Annotated in this window: 18 protein-coding genes and 1 tRNA gene; 12 read left to right on the top strand and 7 right to left on the bottom strand. The window is 58.7% G+C overall.

From position 1 onward, the window contains the following. Positions 1-18 precede the first annotated feature (18 nt). The 4 genes from mgtE (at position 19) to HV822_RS03025 (ending at position 4,882) form a co-directional block, all read left to right on the top strand. Positions 19-1,458 (top strand): magnesium transporter, encoded by a 1,440-nt coding sequence (gene mgtE, locus HV822_RS03040; RefSeq protein WP_238872220.1) that lies wholly within the window; start codon positions 19-21, stop codon positions 1,456-1,458. Positions 1,459-1,644: 186 nt separating this feature from the next. Further along, positions 1,645-1,902 (top strand): OadG family protein, encoded by a 258-nt coding sequence (locus HV822_RS03035; protein WP_238872218.1) that lies wholly within the window; start codon positions 1,645-1,647, stop codon positions 1,900-1,902. 50 nt (positions 1,903-1,952) lie between these two features. Beyond that, positions 1,953-3,734, top strand: coding sequence for a sodium-extruding oxaloacetate decarboxylase subunit alpha (gene oadA, locus HV822_RS03030; protein ID WP_238872217.1), 1,782 nt, complete (start codon positions 1,953-1,955; stop codon positions 3,732-3,734). Between the two features lie 11 nt (positions 3,735-3,745). Next, positions 3,746-4,882 (top strand): sodium ion-translocating decarboxylase subunit beta, encoded by a 1,137-nt coding sequence (locus tag HV822_RS03025; protein ID WP_238872215.1) that lies wholly within the window; start codon positions 3,746-3,748, stop codon positions 4,880-4,882. A gap of 99 nt (positions 4,883-4,981) precedes the next feature. Here the strand turns inward: HV822_RS03025 and HV822_RS03020 are convergent, their stop codons facing one another. Further along, the gene (locus HV822_RS03020; RefSeq protein WP_238872213.1) at positions 4,982-5,305 is read right to left on the bottom strand and encodes an Arc family DNA-binding protein; all 324 of its coding nucleotides are present in this window, start codon (positions 5,303-5,305) and stop codon (positions 4,982-4,984) included. Positions 5,306-5,615: 310 nt separating this feature from the next. Here HV822_RS03020 and HV822_RS03015 point away from each other — a divergent pair. Next, a tRNA-Arg gene (locus tag HV822_RS03015) sits at positions 5,616-5,692 on the top strand. Positions 5,693-5,797: 105 nt separating this feature from the next. Here HV822_RS03015 and HV822_RS03010 read toward each other — a convergent pair. Together HV822_RS03010 and HV822_RS03005 are read right to left on the bottom strand one after the other, a co-directional pair. Beyond that, a complete protein-coding gene (locus HV822_RS03010) occupies positions 5,798-6,484 on the bottom strand; it encodes an RES family NAD+ phosphorylase (protein ID WP_238872211.1) in 687 nt (228 codons plus the stop codon). Further along, positions 6,478-6,867, bottom strand: a complete 390-nt coding sequence (locus tag HV822_RS03005) for an antitoxin Xre-like helix-turn-helix domain-containing protein (RefSeq protein WP_238872209.1) — start codon at positions 6,865-6,867, stop codon at positions 6,478-6,480. The genes HV822_RS03010 and HV822_RS03005 overlap by 7 nt, the downstream gene beginning before the upstream one ends. 303 nt (positions 6,868-7,170) lie before the next feature. Between HV822_RS03005 and HV822_RS03000 the strand changes: the two genes are divergently transcribed. After that, entirely contained in the window at positions 7,171-8,484 is a 1,314-nt protein-coding gene (locus tag HV822_RS03000; RefSeq protein WP_238872208.1) for an MFS transporter, read from the top strand. A gap of 82 nt (positions 8,485-8,566) precedes the next feature. Here the strand turns inward: HV822_RS03000 and HV822_RS02995 are convergent, their stop codons facing one another. The 4 genes from HV822_RS02995 to flgA form a co-directional block, all read right to left on the bottom strand. Then, positions 8,567-9,247 (bottom strand): flagellar brake protein, encoded by a 681-nt coding sequence (locus HV822_RS02995; RefSeq protein WP_238872206.1) that lies wholly within the window; start codon positions 9,245-9,247, stop codon positions 8,567-8,569. Positions 9,248-9,385: 138 nt separating this feature from the next. After that, entirely contained in the window at positions 9,386-9,844 is a 459-nt protein-coding gene (locus tag HV822_RS02990) for a flagella synthesis protein FlgN (RefSeq protein WP_238872204.1), read from the bottom strand. An 81-nt stretch (positions 9,845-9,925) separates the two neighbouring features. Beyond that, positions 9,926-10,252: a flagellar biosynthesis anti-sigma factor FlgM gene (gene flgM / locus HV822_RS02985; RefSeq protein ID WP_238872202.1), complete on the bottom strand. Its 327-nt coding sequence runs from the start codon at positions 10,250-10,252 to the stop codon at positions 9,926-9,928. Between the two features lie 130 nt (positions 10,253-10,382). Then, the gene (gene flgA / locus HV822_RS02980; RefSeq protein ID WP_238872200.1) at positions 10,383-11,093 is read right to left on the bottom strand and encodes a flagellar basal body P-ring formation chaperone FlgA; all 711 of its coding nucleotides are present in this window, start codon (positions 11,091-11,093) and stop codon (positions 10,383-10,385) included. A 110-nt stretch (positions 11,094-11,203) separates the two neighbouring features. Between flgA and HV822_RS02975 the strand changes: the two genes are divergently transcribed. The 6 genes from HV822_RS02975 to HV822_RS02950 all read left to right on the top strand — a co-directional run bounded on the left by HV822_RS02975 (position 11,204) and on the right by HV822_RS02950 (position 16,272). Beyond that, positions 11,204-12,151, top strand: coding sequence for a chemotaxis protein CheV (locus HV822_RS02975; protein ID WP_238873522.1), 948 nt, complete (start codon positions 11,204-11,206; stop codon positions 12,149-12,151). Between the two features lie 33 nt (positions 12,152-12,184). Continuing rightward, complete coding sequence (locus HV822_RS02970) at positions 12,185-13,012, top strand: CheR family methyltransferase (protein WP_238872198.1); 828 nt, start codon at positions 12,185-12,187, stop codon at positions 13,010-13,012. Between the two features lie 274 nt (positions 13,013-13,286). After that, entirely contained in the window at positions 13,287-13,697 is a 411-nt protein-coding gene (gene flgB / locus HV822_RS02965; RefSeq protein WP_238872197.1) for a flagellar basal body rod protein FlgB, read from the top strand. A gap of 2 nt (positions 13,698-13,699) precedes the next feature. After that, a complete protein-coding gene (gene flgC / locus HV822_RS02960; RefSeq protein WP_238872195.1) occupies positions 13,700-14,140 on the top strand; it encodes a flagellar basal body rod protein FlgC in 441 nt (146 codons plus the stop codon). A gap of 17 nt (positions 14,141-14,157) precedes the next feature. Beyond that, positions 14,158-14,838, top strand: coding sequence for a flagellar hook assembly protein FlgD (gene flgD, locus HV822_RS02955; protein WP_238872194.1), 681 nt, complete (start codon positions 14,158-14,160; stop codon positions 14,836-14,838). A 36-nt stretch (positions 14,839-14,874) separates the two neighbouring features. Further along, positions 14,875-16,272, top strand: a complete 1,398-nt coding sequence (locus HV822_RS02950; protein ID WP_238872192.1) for a flagellar hook protein FlgE — start codon at positions 14,875-14,877, stop codon at positions 16,270-16,272. The last annotated feature ends 159 nt before the right edge of the window (positions 16,273-16,431 follow it).

Raw genomic sequence — 16,431 nt, 5'->3', positions numbered from 1 at the left:
CGGTCGGGAAGTGTCGCCATGTCGGAACTCAACAGAAAGTCGCCAGAAAGCCTGCAGGATCGCCTGGAGCAGGTGCAGGAGCTGCTGGGTCGACACCGTCTGGTGGAAGATCTGGTGCACAAGCAGGAAGGGCAGCATCAGGCATTGGTGGAGCACCTGGTGCACCAGCAAAATCTGGTCGAGCTGCAGCGCAAGCTTGATGAGCTGCATCCGGCTGACGTTGCCTACGTCCTGGAGTCCTTGCCGCTGGAAGAGCGCTTGGCGGTCTGGCAGTTGGTCAAGACCGAGCGTGACGGCGAGATTCTGCTGGAAGTGTCGGATGCGGTCCGTGAAACCCTGATCGCCGACATGGATAGCCACGAGATCATCGCGGCTGCCAATACGCTGGATGCCGATGAGTTGGCGGATCTGGCGCCCGACCTGCCGCGTGACGTGGTGCGCGAGCTGATGGATAGCCTGGATGCGCAGCAGCGTGATCGGCTGAAATCCGCGCTGTCCTACGACGATGACCAAGTTGGCGCCTTGATGGATTTTGACATGCTGACCATCCGTGATGACGTCAGCATGGAAGTGGTCAGTCGCTACCTGCGACGCTTTGATGCCCTGCCGGACCATACCGACAAGCTCTTTGTGGTGGACACCGGTGGCCTGCTGAAAGGCGTATTGTCAGTCAAGAAGCTGTTGGTCAGTGCGCCGGACGCGCTGGTTGGCGACGTCATGGCGGATGACCCTGTGGTGTTCGATCCGGCCGATGACGCCGGCGACGCCGCCCAGGCCTTTGAGCGCTACGATTTGGTGTCGGCGCCGGTGGTCGACAATCTTGGTCGTTTGTGCGGCCGCCTGACGATTGATGCGATGGTTGACTACATTCGCGAGGAGAGCGAGGCGGAGGTGCTTAACGCCGCCGGTCTGCGCGAGGAAGAGGACATCTTTGCCTCGGTATGGAAGTCGGTGCGTAACCGTTGGGCCTGGTTGGCGGTCAATCTGTGCACCGCGCTGGTAGCCTCGCGGGTCATTGGTCTGTTTGAAACAGCCATCGAGCAGTTGGTCGCCCTGGCAGCGCTGATGCCTATCGTCGCCGGCATTGGTGGCAACTCCGGTAACCAGACCATCACCATGATTGTGCGCGGTATTGCGACGGGGCAGGTCCAGGTGGCTCATGGCAAACGCCTGCTACGCAAAGAGGTGGGCGTGGCGCTCATCAATGGTCTGTTTTGGGGGCTGGTGTTGGCGGCCATCGCCTACCTGCTGTATGACAGCATCCCGCTGGCTATCGTGTTGCTGTCGGCCATGACGCTCAATATGCTGCTAGCGGCCTGTATGGGGGTATTCATACCCTTGATCCGTCTGCGGCTGGGTGGCGACCCGGCCCTGGGTGCCAGCGTACTGATCACCGCTATTACAGACAGTGGCGGCTTTTTTATCTTCCTTGGGCTCGCGACGCTATTCCTGCTTTGATACGCCCTTTTGCTCAGCGGTTGGGTGTCGCCTTGATTGCCTAAAATGTCACATCAGGATACATTAGGCCGTTTTTTCGTGTGGGAGGTCCGTCCGCATACGGGCACTGTGTGAACCCCCCACTGAGCGTCAACTACTAATAAAGCTGCATGGATACAACCATGCCCAGAGCTGCGGGGAGAGAAAATGGAATCGAGCAATCTGGTTCTTGAGGGGGTCGAGCTGATGCTCCTAGGGATGGGGGCGGTGTTCTCCTTCCTGGTTTTGCTGGTCTGCTGTACCAGCCTGATGTCTGTCATCCTGTCACGGTATTTTCCCGAGGCGCAGCCGGCACCCAAGCCCGTGCGCAAAAAGCCCAGCGCTGCTTCTGCCAGTGTGGACCCCGATGTCGTTGCCGCCATTGGCGCTGCCATTAAACAGCACCGTGCGCGTCAGCGTTCCTGATTCCGTTTCGCGGTTTTCACCATCAAAAATCAAACAAAGGCCATGACACTATGACCGACAACAAACAGCCTCTGGGCATTACCGATGTCATCCTGCGTGATGCTCACCAATCCATCCTGGCGACGCGCATGCGTCTGGACGACATGCTGCCGATCGCTGGCAAGCTGGATCAGGTTGGCTTCTGGTCTGTTGAATCCTGGGGCGGCGCGACCTTTGATGCCTGCATTCGTTACCTTGGGGAAGATCCGTGGGAGCGTATTCGCGCTCTGAAAAAGGCCATGCCCAACACCCGTCAGCAGATGCTGCTGCGTGGCCAGAACCTGCTGGGTTACCGCCATTACGCCGACGACGTGGTTGAGAAGTTCGTCGAGCGTGCTGCGGTCAACGGTGTGGACGTATTCCGCGTGTTTGACGCGATGAACGACCCGCGCAACCTGGAAACCGCTCTGAAGGCCGTCAAGGCGCAGGGCAAGCACGCCCAAGGCACCATTTCCTACACTACCAGCCCAGTGCACACCCTGCAGATGTGGGTGGATCTGGCCAAGCAGATTGAAGACATGGGGGCCGACTCCATCGCCATCAAGGATATGGCCGGCATTCTGAACCCCTACGTTGCGTTCGATCTGGTCAGTCAGCTGAAGTCTACGCTGAGCATTCCGGTTCACATGCAGTGCCATGCGACCGCTGGCCTGTCCACTGCCGCTATCCTCAAGGCGGCCGAAGCGGGTATCGACAACGTTGATACTGCTATTTCCTCCATGTCCATGACCTACGGTCACTCGCCGACCGAATCGGTCGTTGCCATCTTCCAGAATTCCCTGCGCGACACTGGCCTGAACCTGGAGCTGTTGGAAGAAGTGGCTGCCTACTTCCGTGAAGTGCGGAAGAAATACGCCAAGTTTGAAGGCAACCTGCGTGGTGTCGATTCGCGCATTCTGGTCGCTCAGGTGCCCGGTGGCATGCTGACCAATATGGAAAATCAGCTGAAAGAGCAGGGCGCCAGCGACAAGTTCGACGACGTACTGGCCGAAATTCCGCGTGTGCGCGAGGATCTGGGCTTTATTCCGCTGGTTACCCCCACCTCGCAGATCGTCGGTACTCAGGCTGTCATCAACGTACTGACCGGCGAGCGTTACAAGTCGATCACCAAGGAAACCGCAGGCGTTCTGAAGGGCGAGTACGGCGCTGCGCCGGCCCCGTTCAACAGTGACCTGCAAGCCCGTGTACTCGATGGTGCAGATGCCATCACCTGCCGTCCGGCTGACCTGCTGGAAGCCGAGATGGACAAGCTGACTGCCGAGCTCAAGGGCCTGGCCAGCGAAAAGGGCATCAAGCTGGCCGAGAATGAGATTGACGACGTTCTGACTTACGCGCTGTTCCCGCAGATTGGTCTCAAGTTCCTGGAAAACCGTGGCAACCCTGACGCCTTCGAACCCGTGCCGACAGGTAACGAGGTACCGGCTGCATCGGGTAAGTCAGAAGCGCCGCAGGCCTACACCGTTGCTGTTAATGGCAAGGAGTATGTCGTTCAGGTGACCGAAGGTGGCGACATCGCCGGTATCAAGCCAATTGGCGACAGCGCCGCCGCACCGGCTGCTGCTGCAGCGCCGGTAGGTGAGGGCGAGGCTCAGGGCGCGCCGCTGTCGGGCAACATCTTCAAGGTGCTGGTCAGCGCCGGCGATGAGGTGGAAGAGGGTGATGTGGTGATGATCCTCGAGGCCATGAAGATGGAAACCGAAGTGCGCGCCGTACGTGCAGGCACTGTGGTGTCGGTTGGTGTCAAGGTTGGCGACGCGGTAGCGGTCGGCGACACTCTGCTGACCATCGGTTAAGGGGGAGAGTAATGGATAAGCTCCTCCAGCTATGGCACACCACGGGCATCTATCACATGACCGCAGGTCAGGCCGTGATGATCCTGGTGTGCTTTGGTCTGATCTACCTGGCCATCCGCAAGGGCTTTGAGCCGCTGCTGCTGATTCCTATCGGCTTTGGCGGTGTGCTGGCCAACCTGCCGGTGGCAAACATGGCAGAAGGTGCGGGCATTCTGCATCTGATCTATGAAGTGGGTCTGCCGACCAGCGTGTTCCCGCTGCTGATCTTCATGGGCGTGGGCGCGATGACCGATTTCGGTCCCATGTTGGCCAACCCGCGTACGCTGCTGCTGGGCGCTGCGGCCCAGTTTGGTATTTTCGGCACGCTGCTGGGTGCGCTGGCGCTGACCTCGGCCGGCATCCCGGGCTTTGAGTTCACCATGAAGGAAGCGGCCTCCATTGCCATTATTGGTGGTGCTGACGGTCCGACCTCCATCTTTGTGACCTCTAAGCTGGCGCCAGATCTGCTGGGCCCGATTGCCGTAGCGGCCTACTCCTACATGGCGCTGGTGCCGCTGCTGCAGCCGCCGATCATGCGCGCACTGACCAACCAGAAAGAGCGTGGCATCGTCATGACTCAGCTGCGTGTGGTCAGCAAGGCCGAGAAGATCATCTTCCCGCTGTTGCTGCTCATGCTGGTTGCCTTGCTGCTGCCTGATGCGGCGCCTCTGGTAGGTATGCTTTGCTTCGGCAACCTGATGCGTGAGTGCGGTGTGGTTGAGCGCCTGGCGGACACCACCCGCAATGCGCTGATCAACATTGTCACCATTGGTCTGGGCCTGGCGGTCGGCTCCAAGCTGTCTGCTGACTCCTTCCTGCAGCTCAAGACCCTGGGTATCCTGGTGCTGGGTATGCTGGCGTTCTGCGCCGGTACTGCGGCTGGTGTCCTGATGGCCAAGTTGCTCAATTTGCTAAGCAAGAACCCGATCAACCCCTTGATTGGCTCGGCTGGTGTGTCGGCGGTACCGATGGCGGCACGCGTATCCAACCGTGTCGGTCTTGAGGCTAACCCGCAGAACTTCCTGTTGATGCACGCCATGGGCCCGAACCTGGCTGGTGTTATCGGCTCGGCAGTGGCAGCAGGTATCCTGCTGAACTTTGTTGGCTGAGATTGGCAGGCAATAAAAAACCCGCTCAATTGAGCGGGTTTTTTTGTGCCGCGAAGGCAGGGGCATTGCTTGCGCTAGCGGCTCGGCTGCCAGACGGCCTTACTGCTGTTCGTTGGCTAGCAGGGCCAGCAGGGCATTTTGCTGGCGGCGGCTCATTTCCCGGAAGCGCAGCAACAGCTCGCGCTCGGGGCTGCTGAGGCCGTCGATATCCTGCTCGTTGAGCATCTTGCGCGACGGCTGGCTAGTTTCCGGCAGCGTCGGTAAATCAAGCAGGCTGTGTTCCAGCCGGGCGATGATCTCCGAATTCATGCTGCGGTGGTGTTGTTTGGCTACATCGGCTATGCGGTCACGCATGCCTTGGGGCAGGCGAACGACGAACTTGTCGGCAGTGCGGCTGGTGTAGTGTTGGGTCGCTGTTTTCATGGGGCAATAATAATCGCTTGGCTGAAAAAATCGATGCTGGCCAGTTGCCTCAGTGCGGTTGGGAACCCGTCGGCCGGCGCTTCTTGTCTTAAGGTTAGACAAGTTTTGCTTATATGGTGCCACTAGTAGACCTTGTTTTTTTTGGGAGCGCCAGAGTGCGACAATAAAATGTCTGTAAAATGTGACGGGTTTACGACGAATGGCCTTTTGCTATCGCCATTCCCGGTCCTTGCATCGGTGGAAATGGTACCCTGCTTTGGTTAAGATGCGCAGCGTCTGACAGCCAGCAGACGGCTCGTCACAGGGATACGCGCTTGTAGCTCAGCTGGATAGAGCAACCGCCTCCTAAGCGGTAGGTCCCCGGTTCGAATCCGGGCTCGCGCGCCAGTAAAAATAAAGGCTTGCACGGTTTTTAATCGGCAAGCCTTTTGTGTTTTCAGCGTTTGGTGAGCGCTCTTGTCGCAGCGTCAGGTCGCGTTTATGTATGCCCTTTCAAAACACCGACAACTTTCCCACACTGGTGATGCCGTCAGACCAGATCATTTCATAGGCGGCGGTCTGGATGCAGCTTTGTACGATTTTCGGGGTAAACAGGCCCCAGCAGAGCGCGTGCTGGGCCTGGTTGCGGACTGACCAGTACTTCACGCCGTTGGCGCCGTCCTTGCGGATCTTGGCGCCGAGGGCTTGGCTGGCGCTGTAGTCTGCTGGTGCGTAAACCGGGTCGTTTATTGGGCGGTCGGTCAAATCAAACAAATTTTCGTCTACGAAGGTGCAACGCAGACCGCGGAATAGCATGCGCTCGTATTCGAGTGCCGGTACCTTGTGCCAGTACAGCTGCTGGTGGTGCCTGACCTCAAGCACGGCGGTTTCGATGGTATCCGCGACATAGAGCACGCCGTAGTCGCCGCTGCTGAATCGGGAGCCAGCCGGGTTAACGTGGGTGAAAGGTGCGGTCGCCATGTTGCAGCCGGTGATGCCGAAGGGGATGTCGGTGGTGTTGATCAGTTGCAGGTTGCCCAGTTCATTTTGCAGGCGCGGGTTGGTCAGTTCCTGTAGCAGAAACAGTGCGTCGAAGTCGTCGGCGTCAGCGACATCATCGAATAGCGAGGTGGGCGGATATTTGCTGTTGATCAGGCGGTAGCCCGTTAGGATCTGCAGCGAGCCCGCAGCGTTTACCATTGGGCCCCGCGCAGGCTGTCGATGCGGCGGAAGGTTTCGTAAAGAGCGATCATGTCACCGCCTTGCACGACATCCAGCGGGCTTCTGCCATTGAAGAATTCGTTATGGTTTTCCATTCGCATGAAGCCGTAGACGTTGGCCGGATTATCAAACAGCATGCGCAGCGCGCTGTGGATGTTGAGAACCAGTGATACGCGTTTGAGCTGGTCTTCGTCCAGCGATACGGCCTTGTCTGTGCGGGCGCGGCTGATGGTGCTGCGCGAAATGCGCAGGATGTTGCCGGCCTGTTCAGTGCTGGTTTGCCATTTACCCAGAATAGTCAGCGCGGTACGCAAGCCGACCAGGGCCATGTCTTTCTTTACGGCTGCAGGTGCGGTGGTCATGGCGGTGCCTGTTATGTTGAGGGTTTATCTTATGTTGCGTCTGCTGGGTTTATTTTTCAAGCTTTGTGTCTGTAGATGCGTTTAATTCTGGCCGGGATGCAATGGTCTTTGCGGAACAGGGCGCGTTCTCACCGGTCCACAGCTGCAGAGCGGCTGAATCTGCTATTTGTAGGCTTTGTTTCATGCAGTTTCGGCTACTATTGGCAGGCACTGATCCGCTTTTGTGTCTCTCCGGCCCGGGCGCCGGATTGATGGCGCAGTGCCTTTCGGCAACATTTGTATTGCAATCGCTATGGAGTTTGGATGTCTCGCGCACTTGCTGCCTTTTCTTCCCTGTATTTCGCCACGCTGTTGATGCTGCTTGGCAGCGGTTTGTTGAGTACCTATCTCGGCTTGCGTTTGGCGGCTGAGGGGGTCAGTGAGCTGTGGATTGGTGTGCTGATGACCGGGTATTACGGTGGCCTGGTGGCGGGCGCGTCAATTGGGCACCGACTGATCGCCCGGGTCGGTCATATCCGCGCCTTTGTGGCCAGCGCCGGTCTGGTGACGGCGTCGGTGCTGGGACATGCGCTGACAGAGTCGGTGCAAATATGGCTGGCGCTGCGTGTGCTGGTCGGCATGGCGATGATGTGTCAGTACATGGTGCTGGAAAGCTGGCTGAATGAGCAGGCTGAGTCGCATCAACGCGGTATGGTGTTCGCCAGTTACATGGTGGTGACCTTCCTTGGGTTGGTGCTGGGGCAAGTGGTCTTTGCGCTCAAGCCCGACCTGGCGGTCGATCATCTGCTGTATGTGGCAATGTGCTTTTCGCTTTGTCTGGTGCCGGTGGCAACCACTCGCCAGATTCACCCTGCGCCGCTACATCCGGCGCCGCTCAAGGTGAAGTTGTTCGTACAGCGTATTCCTCAGGCATTGACCACTATCGCGGTGGCCGGTTTGATGCTGGGCGCTTTTTACGGCATGGCACCAGTATTTGCTGGTGCGGTCGGGCTGAACAACTCCGAGATTGGTATGTATATGGCGGTCACCATTTGTGCGGGTCTGGCGGCCCAGTGGCCGGCCGGCTGGCTGTCGGATCGTGTGGACCGCAGTCATCTGATTCAGCTAAACGCGATGGTGCTGACTGCCGTGTCGGTGTTGATGGCGATTGGTTTCATCCCGAGTGGAGCGCTGATCGTGTTGACGGCGCTGTTCGGGCTGATGGTCTTCACCCTTTATCCGATGGCGGTTGCGCTGGCCAATGACCACGTGGAGCCGGATGACCGGGTGCCGCTGTCTGCCATGTTGCTGGTGACCTTCGGCCTGGGGGCGAGTATCGGGCCGCTGCTGAGCTCTGCGATGATGAAGCTGTGGGGGCCGCAGATGTTGTACATCTTCATGGCTGCCTGTAGTGCCATTCTTGTTGTACGTGTGCGGGCCGATGCGGTAACCGGTGAGAACCTGGTTGAGGCGGCCCCGCTGCAGTACATGCCCGCAGCCGGTAACCTGGCCAGTTCGCCGCTGGCGGCTGCCTTTGATCCGCGGGTGGATGAGCAGGCGGTTGCCGAGCAAATGCAGGAAGAGACTGTCGCTGAGGCAGAAGAAGACGCCGATCAGGATGACCATCGCCCGGCCTGAAGGGGCCTTTGGAGTATCATCGCCGTCGCAGGGAGCGCGGCAGGCCGAGCGCTCTGCGTGAGGTGCGAGATTGAGGGCAGCGCTAGAACAGGTCTTCTTTTTCCAGGCGGCGAGCTTCGCGTTGCAGAAAGTTGACGAAACGATCGATGCTGCGCTGAGCCAGGGGAGTGGGCTGCTTGAACATCATGCCAGCGTGGGTTTCATTGGCCTCTTCACGGTACTCGACATGGCGCACCTCCATGCTCACCTCAACACGCCCGGCGTCCGGTAGGTGGAGCGTGGCAGGGGTGTATAGCTCGCCAGGGCTAAGTGAGCGGCTCATGTCGCCCTCCAGCCGAATCTTGCAGCCGGTAGCTGACAGATCCATCAAATAGGCGGTGAAGCGACGCTTGCGCTCAGGATGAGCCAGTTCTACGGCGATATCTGCTGTGCGGCGTACGCTGGCGCGGAAGGCGCCGCGTTTCTGATGGTAGAAAAGTTCATCCGGCACGCCAGCCGAGTATGCCGGGGCGTCGTCCAGCTCAACCTGGGTCGCGCCGGGGCAGTCCCAGCGCATGTGTATGCCCTCATGCCAGACGTCGATGCGGAACGGCTCGCCTTGGCTGGCGTACTTGTCGCCTTCTCGGGGGATGAGTTCGTCGATCCATAGCTCGCCCTGATCGGTGTCGAGCTTGACGATGAAGCTTTGGAATTTCTGGCTGCGATCAGTGAACGTGACGGTCAAGGGGTCGCGGTGCTGCATTAAGGTCTTGAGCAGTGCCATGATTTCCACTTGGGCGCGGATTTCGCGGGGCGGCTGTGGGCCTGCTTCTTGTGAGAATAGGTTGGGCACTTCTGCTACTCGGTTTCAGTAGGAAATTGATGACTATACACAGCGTAGTGGCTAAATGGCATCCCGCGCTCAGGCTTTGCTCAGATCTCGGGTTTGACCTGTGCGGCTGCGATTGCCAAGCTGGTCATAGATGCCGCTACCCGGTTCGCCCTGATTGCGGAGCAAATCCAGCAATGAGCGAGTGGCGTGCTGGCTGTGGTGTACCAGGCGGGCATTGCGGTCGTTGGCTTGCTGGCAGCGGGTCAGTGCTTGCAGAAACGCCTGATAATGCGCCTGCAGCTCAGCGTCTTGCTGGAGGCTGATGTGCTCCGCCAGTTGGCCCAGTTGCAGGTTATTCTGCTGACAATAGTGTTTGAGCTGCTGGTCGTGAGTGATCAGCTTGTCGGTATAGGGGCGTTTTTGTTCAAGTAACTGCTCCAGCTGGCCGACATCCTGACTGGTCAGCGCGTCGCGCTCCTGGTCGAGCAGGGCCAGGTAGGCTTGGCAGTCTTGTTCTGCTTGCTGAAAGTGCTGTTGCAAGGGGTGCATGGACTGCCTCCTGGCTGCGCGTAGTTAATTGAAAGCTGCAGCCAAGAGTACAGGCAGGGAGGGTATTGTGACTACTGCTTGTCAGCCTTCCAGGTTCAGCAACTTGTCGGCGATACGGCTGCTGTCCGGCTTGTAGCTGCCATCGGCGATGGCCTGGCGGAGTTGGCTGACGCGCTCGCTGTCGACTTCCGGCAGCTCGCGCAGCTTTTCTTCAATGGCCTGCAGCTGCTGCGCCTGGGCGCTCAGGTTGACTGAAGAGGGGGCGTCATCCTGTTCTGCCGGTTGCGCTGCGGTTTGGGCGTTTTGATCGTTTACGGCGCCGGCTTCGCGCTTGGCGGCGGCACTGTTGGCTTGGCTGTTACGGCCGACGCCATTGGCTCCGTTAGGCGAGTTGAAGTCGATGACCATGATGAATTCCTCAAGCTGTTAAATCTTCTCTAACCGCTGTAACGGCAGCGCGCCAGAAAACTTTAGGGAAAATTTGCGTGACGCCGGTCACATTTTTGCCCGGATCGAGTATATCGCTTTTGCCGCTGCGTCACATGCCTGCCTCTACCTGCCCCGGGCCTGTGACCCGTGCGCGTATGACCCGCCCCGAGCGCGTGTTGCGCACGCGAATCTGCTGGCCCTGGGTGCCGTCCTCCATGGCTTCGCCCGGCATCTTGACCGAGACGTTGCTGTTGCCGGAGCTGATCACCACCTTGTCGCCGCGCTGCACGATCCGGTTGCGTTCAAGCTGGGTGTAGCTGAGCACGCTGTCGGCTGAGATATTGCGCTTGAGTTGCATGCCGATGGCCTGCGCCGGGTCCAGCAGGTAATTGTCGCCTAGCAGGCCAGTGTCGCGTTCGGCCAGGCGCACATCCTGGGCGCTGACCACTGCGCGTCGGCTGAGCGGCCTGGTGCTGACCACCACGGGCTGAAACAGGCTCACTTGCGCAGGCACGAACAGCCGCCAGGGTGAGGGTGCACTGCAGCTGATGCGTACTGTCACCCGGCCTACCGGAGTCGCAGGGCTCTCCAGTTCGGCGCTGATGGCGTCGTCGGCGCAAAGCGGCAGGCGCAGTCTCTGGTCCAGCCGGCTGAGGCGGATCTCATGGCGCGCCTCCAGCCCGCTGCTGGCAATATGCTGCTGCACTTCCTGCTCAAGAAAGTCCGTGGTAGCGCCGATAAGCTGATCAATGAGCGGGTTTGCGTGCAGTCTGGCGGAAAAAAAAATCGCCATCGCCGCGCACCCGATGATAAAACGCATACAATTACCTACATTCCTGATGGGGTCTTGTTCTGTCGGATTGTTGTCACATATTGACAGGTCCTGCAGGAAACATGCCGCATCGCCGTTATGATGACGAGGAGCAGCCGATGGCTGGTGTGATGGATTCAGTCAATCAGCGGACGCAGCTGGTTGGGCAAAACCGACTCGAATTGCTGTTGTTTCGCCTGGCAGGCAATCAGCTCTATGGCATCAATGTGTTCAAGGTCAAGGAGGTGCTGCAGTGCCCTCGCCTGACCGCCATGCCCAAGCTGCATCCGGTGGTGCGTGGCGTGGCACACATCCGTGGCGGCACGCTGCCGATTCTCGACCTCAATCGCGCGACCGGCGGTCCTGGGCTGGACAATATCGACACCGCCTTCGTGATCATCACCGAGTACAACTACAAGGTGCAGGGTTTTCTGGTGCGCTCGGTCGAGCGCATCGTCAATATGAACTGGTCTGAAATCCATCCGCCGCCAAAGGGCACGGGTCGCGAGCACTACCTTACGGCGGTGACGCGGGTTGATAATCAGATGGTGGAAATCATCGATGTCGAGAAGGTGCTGGCAGAGGTGGTGCCCACCAATGAGCAAGTCTCGGCTGGCGTGGTAGATGCCGACACCCAGGCCGAAGCTGTTGCGCGCAAGGTGCTGATCGTCGATGACTCTGCCATTGCCCGCAAGCAGGTGATGCGTTGTCTGCAGGAGGTGGGCGTCGAGATTGTGGCACTCAATGACGGCAAGCAGGCGTTGGAGTGGCTCAAGGCGAGGGCCGAGGCAGGCGAGGATGTCAGTCAGACGTTGCTGATGATGATTTCGGACATCGAGATGCCGGAAATGGATGGTTACACCCTGACCGCCGAAGTGCGCAATGATCCGCGTCTGAATCGCTTGCATATCATGCTGCATACCTCGCTGTCCGGGGTATTCAACCAGGCGATGGTCAAGAAGGTGGGTGCCGATGACTTTCTCGCCAAGTTCAAGCCGGACGACCTGGCTCAGCGCGTGATGGCTCGCCTGCATTTGCTGCGCGATGACGGCGTGGGTGAGGGGTGAGTGCTTGATTTCAATTGATACAAGGCAGACGTCGTGACTTTGGCGAATCAGGATTTTCAGCAGTTCCGAGACTTTTTGGAAAAAGCCTGCGGCATCGTGCTGGGGGACAACAAGCAGTATCTGGTGTCCAGTCGCTTGAATCGCCTGCTGGAGCAGGAGGGGATCGGCAGTCTCGGCGATCTGGTCAAGCGTATCCAGGCGCAGCCGCGTGGTGGCTTGCGGGAGTCGGTCATCGACGCCATGACGACCAACGAAACCCTATGGTTTCGTGATGTGTATCCCTTTGAGGTGCTCAAGACGCGGCTGATCCCCGAGTTCATCAAGCAGTCTCCGGGCCAACGGTTGCGTATCTGGTCTGCTGCCTGCTCGTCCGGACAGGAGCCGTACTCGCTCAGCATGGCGATAGACGAGTTTGAGCGGGCTAACCTGGGGCAGTTACGCGCTGGTGCCCAGATCGTCGCAACCGACTTGTCTGGTGGCATTCTGAATGCGGCCAAGAGCGCAGAGTACGACAGTCTATCGGTGGCCCGTGGCCTGTCTCCCGAGCGTTTGAATCGCTACTTTGATCAGCATGGCCCTGGGCGCTGGACGGTCAAGACGCCGATTTGCAACCGGGTTGAGTTTCGCGCCATGAATTTACTCGACAGTTACGCGATGCTCGGCAAGTTCGATTTCGTGTTCTGCCGCAACGTGCTTATCTATTTCTCGGCCGAGGTGAAGAAAGACATTCTGCGTCGTATTCACGCCACCCTGAAGCCCGGCGGTTACCTGATGCTGGGCGCCTCTGAAGCCCTCAACGGCCTGCCTGAGTTGTACCAGATGGTGCAATGCAGCCCGGGCATTGTGTACAAGGCGCGCTGAGTTATAGGCAGCGCTAATCCAGCTGACAGGCCCGCAGGGTGGCTGGGCCGGGTCAGCGCGTCGCTCCCTCCTTGCTTTTGCTACCGTCTCTTGCTTGCCGCCACCTTGCCGGTGGCGCTGCAGCCTTGCCGTTCAGCGGTAATGGCTTGCCGCTTTTCTGACGCTATGTTGCGTATCCTTTTGAAAATTAAGTAATTATTTATTTGGCACGCTGATTGCTTTGTCTTGCCCAGTGACGTCTTTTGGTCAGATGGCCGGAATGAGGAAGGGTGAGATGAGCATCAGTTTTGACAATGCGTTGGGGCTGCACGAGGAGGCTCTGCGTTTCCGCTCGCAGCGTGCCGAGGTGCTGGCCAACAACATTGCCAACGCCGAAACCCCCAACTACAAGGCGCGGGATCTGGACTTCAACGCGGTGCTGGCAGCCCAGCAGGGCGCAGATGCCGAGTCCGCGGCTTTGGCGGTCTCCCGTACCGATCAGCAGCATATCGCCATTGACGGTCTGATTGATCAGGTGGCCGGGTTGCGCTATCGCAATGCGTTGCAGCCGGCGGTAGACGGCAACACCGTGGACTCGGAGGTCGAGAAGGCCGCCTACACGCAGAATGCCATCGACTTCCAGGCCAGCTTTACCTTCCTCAACAGCAAATTCAAAGGGCTGATGACAGCCATCAAGGGAGAGTAAGCATGTCCCTCGACAAGGTATTCGATATCGCCGGATCTGGCATGAGTGCGCAATCGCTGCGCCTGAACACCGTGGCCAGCAACATCGCCAATGCCGATACCGTTTCCAGTAGCGTGGATGAAACCTATCGCGCACGTAACCCGGTGTTTGCCACGATTTTCAATAGCCAGCAGGCCGCGGGCGGTTCGCTGTTCAGCCCTGATCAGCAGGCCGGTGACGGTGTCTCGGTACTCGGTATTGTCGAGTCCGATGCCAGTTTGGAGCCGCGTTACGAGCCGGATCATCCGATGGCCAATGAAGAAGGCTATGTGTATTACCCGAATGTGAATGTGGTTGAGGAGATGGCCAACATGATGGCTGCGTCACGGTCTTACCAGACCAACGTGGAAGTCATGAATACGGCCAAAACCATGCTGCAGCGCGTTCTGACGCTGGGTCAGTGAGCGGAGAGAGATAGACCATGAGCATCAGCAGTGTTTCAACCGGCGCCAGTGCGCTGGACCAGTACCAGATCGACTCGGACCGCTTTGCCACCGGAGACGAGCTGGGTAAGGATCAGTTTCTTGAGCTGTTGGTAGCGCAAATGAACAATCAGGATCCGCTCTCGCCACAGGAGAACGGCGAGTTTATCGCCCAGCTGGCGCAGTTCAGTACGGTCGAGGGCATCGGCAACCTGAACACCTCGATGGAGGCGCTGCTCAGTGGCTATCAGTCGTCGCAGGCGCTGCAGGCCTCGTCCATGGTTGGGCGCACGGTCATTGTGCCGACAGATCAGGCCGTGGTGGATACCACTGCCGGCCTTGAGGGGCAACTGGCGCTGCAGCAGAGCAGCAGCAACGTGTTCGTCAACATCTACGACGAGGCGGGCAGCCTGGTCAAAACCATCAATATGGGCAGTCAGGAAGCCGGCATGCTCGACTTCACCTGGGATGGCACTGATAGCAGCGGCAATCTGGCTGAACCGGGCATCTACACGGTCGAGGCTATGGCATCTATTGGTGGCAAGAATACCCAGATGGCCACTTTGTTGCCTGCCAACGTGGACAGCGTGTCCATTGGTGCCGGCAACAGCGGTGAAATGCTGTTGAACGTGGCGGGCCTGGGCAGCATCAGTCTGTCCAATGTCTACGCAATCAAATAACTGTCGTCCGACATACAGTAGGTGAGGAGATAAACCATGGCTTTCAATATTGGCTTGAGTGGTATCCGGGCGGCAGCTTCCGATCTGAATATCACCGGTAACAACATTGCCAACGCTGGCACGGTCGGTTTCAAGAGTTCGCGCGCCGAGTTTGCCGATGTGTACGCTGCGTCGGTGCTGGGCTCCGGCAGCAATGCCACTGGTAGCGGGGTGGCCCTGTCCAACGCGGCGCAGCTGTTCAATCAGGGCAACATCAGTTTTACCGAGAACAGCCTTGATCTGGCCATCAACGGTAACGGCTTTTTCGTTACCAGCAACAACGGGGCGATCAGCTATACCCGTGCCGGCTACTTCGGTACCGACAGCAGTGGCTATATCGTCAACAACGCCGGTGAGCGGCTGCAGGGCTTTGCGGTCAACGCGGTGACCGGGCAGATCAACCAGGGCGTGCAGACCGATCTGCGGGTGGATACCCGCTCGGCAGATCCGAATGCCACCTCGACGGTGGAGTCCACGCTGAACCTGAATTCCACGCAGACTCGTCCGGCGGTCTGGACGCAGCAATATGACGCGGCCTATGCCGCCTCTATTGCGACCGCGGCTGACCCTGCCAACCCGACGGCGGCCGAGATTGCGGCTGCCGAGGCGGCAGGTCAGGCGGCTGCGGCAACGACCTTCGATCCGACCAACTCGGCAACCTACAACAGCTCTACGTCGGTCACCATTTATGACAGCCTGGGCAACTCCCATGTCATGACCAAGTACTTTGTGAAGAACGATGCCAACAGCTGGGATATGTACGTGCTGATCGATGGTCGCGACGTACAGAGCGGTGTGGAGGCAACGGATCCGGCTTTTGATCCGACCACCACCACCCGCTTTGATGTGGACTTCAACAGCGTGGGCGAATTGACCACCAACCAGCCTTACACGCTGAGTGGCTGGGTGCCGCTGGACAGCACGGGTCAGCCCACGGGCGCTGATTCGCCGGTCAATAACCTGACGATCAACCTCACCGGTTCATCGCAGTACGCCTCCAGCTTTGCTGTTACCGCAGTGAGTCAGGATGGCTTCACCACGGGCGAGCTGGCGGGTCTGGAAATTGACGACGCCGGCATGCTGGTGGCCCGTTACACCAACGGTCAGACACGGGTACAAGGGCAGGTGGTATTGGCGACTTTCGCCAATCAGCAGGGGCTGACACCGCTGGGCAATACTGCCTGGGCGCAGTCTTCTGCCTCGGGGGAGCCCGTCATTGGCGCGCCGACCACCGGCACGCTGGGGGGGATTCAGTCCGGTGCGCTGGAGGAGTCCAACGTGGATATCTCCGAGCAGTTGATCAACCTGATTGTGGCGCAGCGTAACTACCAGGCTAACGCCAAGACCATCCAGACCGAAGATGCAGTGACCCAGGCGATTATCAACCTACGTTAAGCGCTTGGGTGGTAACGCCAGCAAGGCGGCAATACCGGCAAAGGCGTTTGCCGGTATTGCCGCTTTTGTTTTTTTAAGCTATTGAATTTAAAGGGGTAAATCTTATCTTTAAGGGTTGGCATGATCTCTGCTTGATACTCCCTGAGTAAGCAAAAGCGG

Origin of the sequence: Halopseudomonas maritima (genome assembly GCF_021545785.1) — a bacterium.
GTDB classification, from domain to species: domain Bacteria; phylum Pseudomonadota; class Gammaproteobacteria; order Pseudomonadales; family Pseudomonadaceae; genus Halopseudomonas; species Halopseudomonas maritima.
The sequence above is the reverse complement of the archived record's forward strand: the minus strand, read 5'-3'. Positions and strand labels throughout refer to the sequence as shown.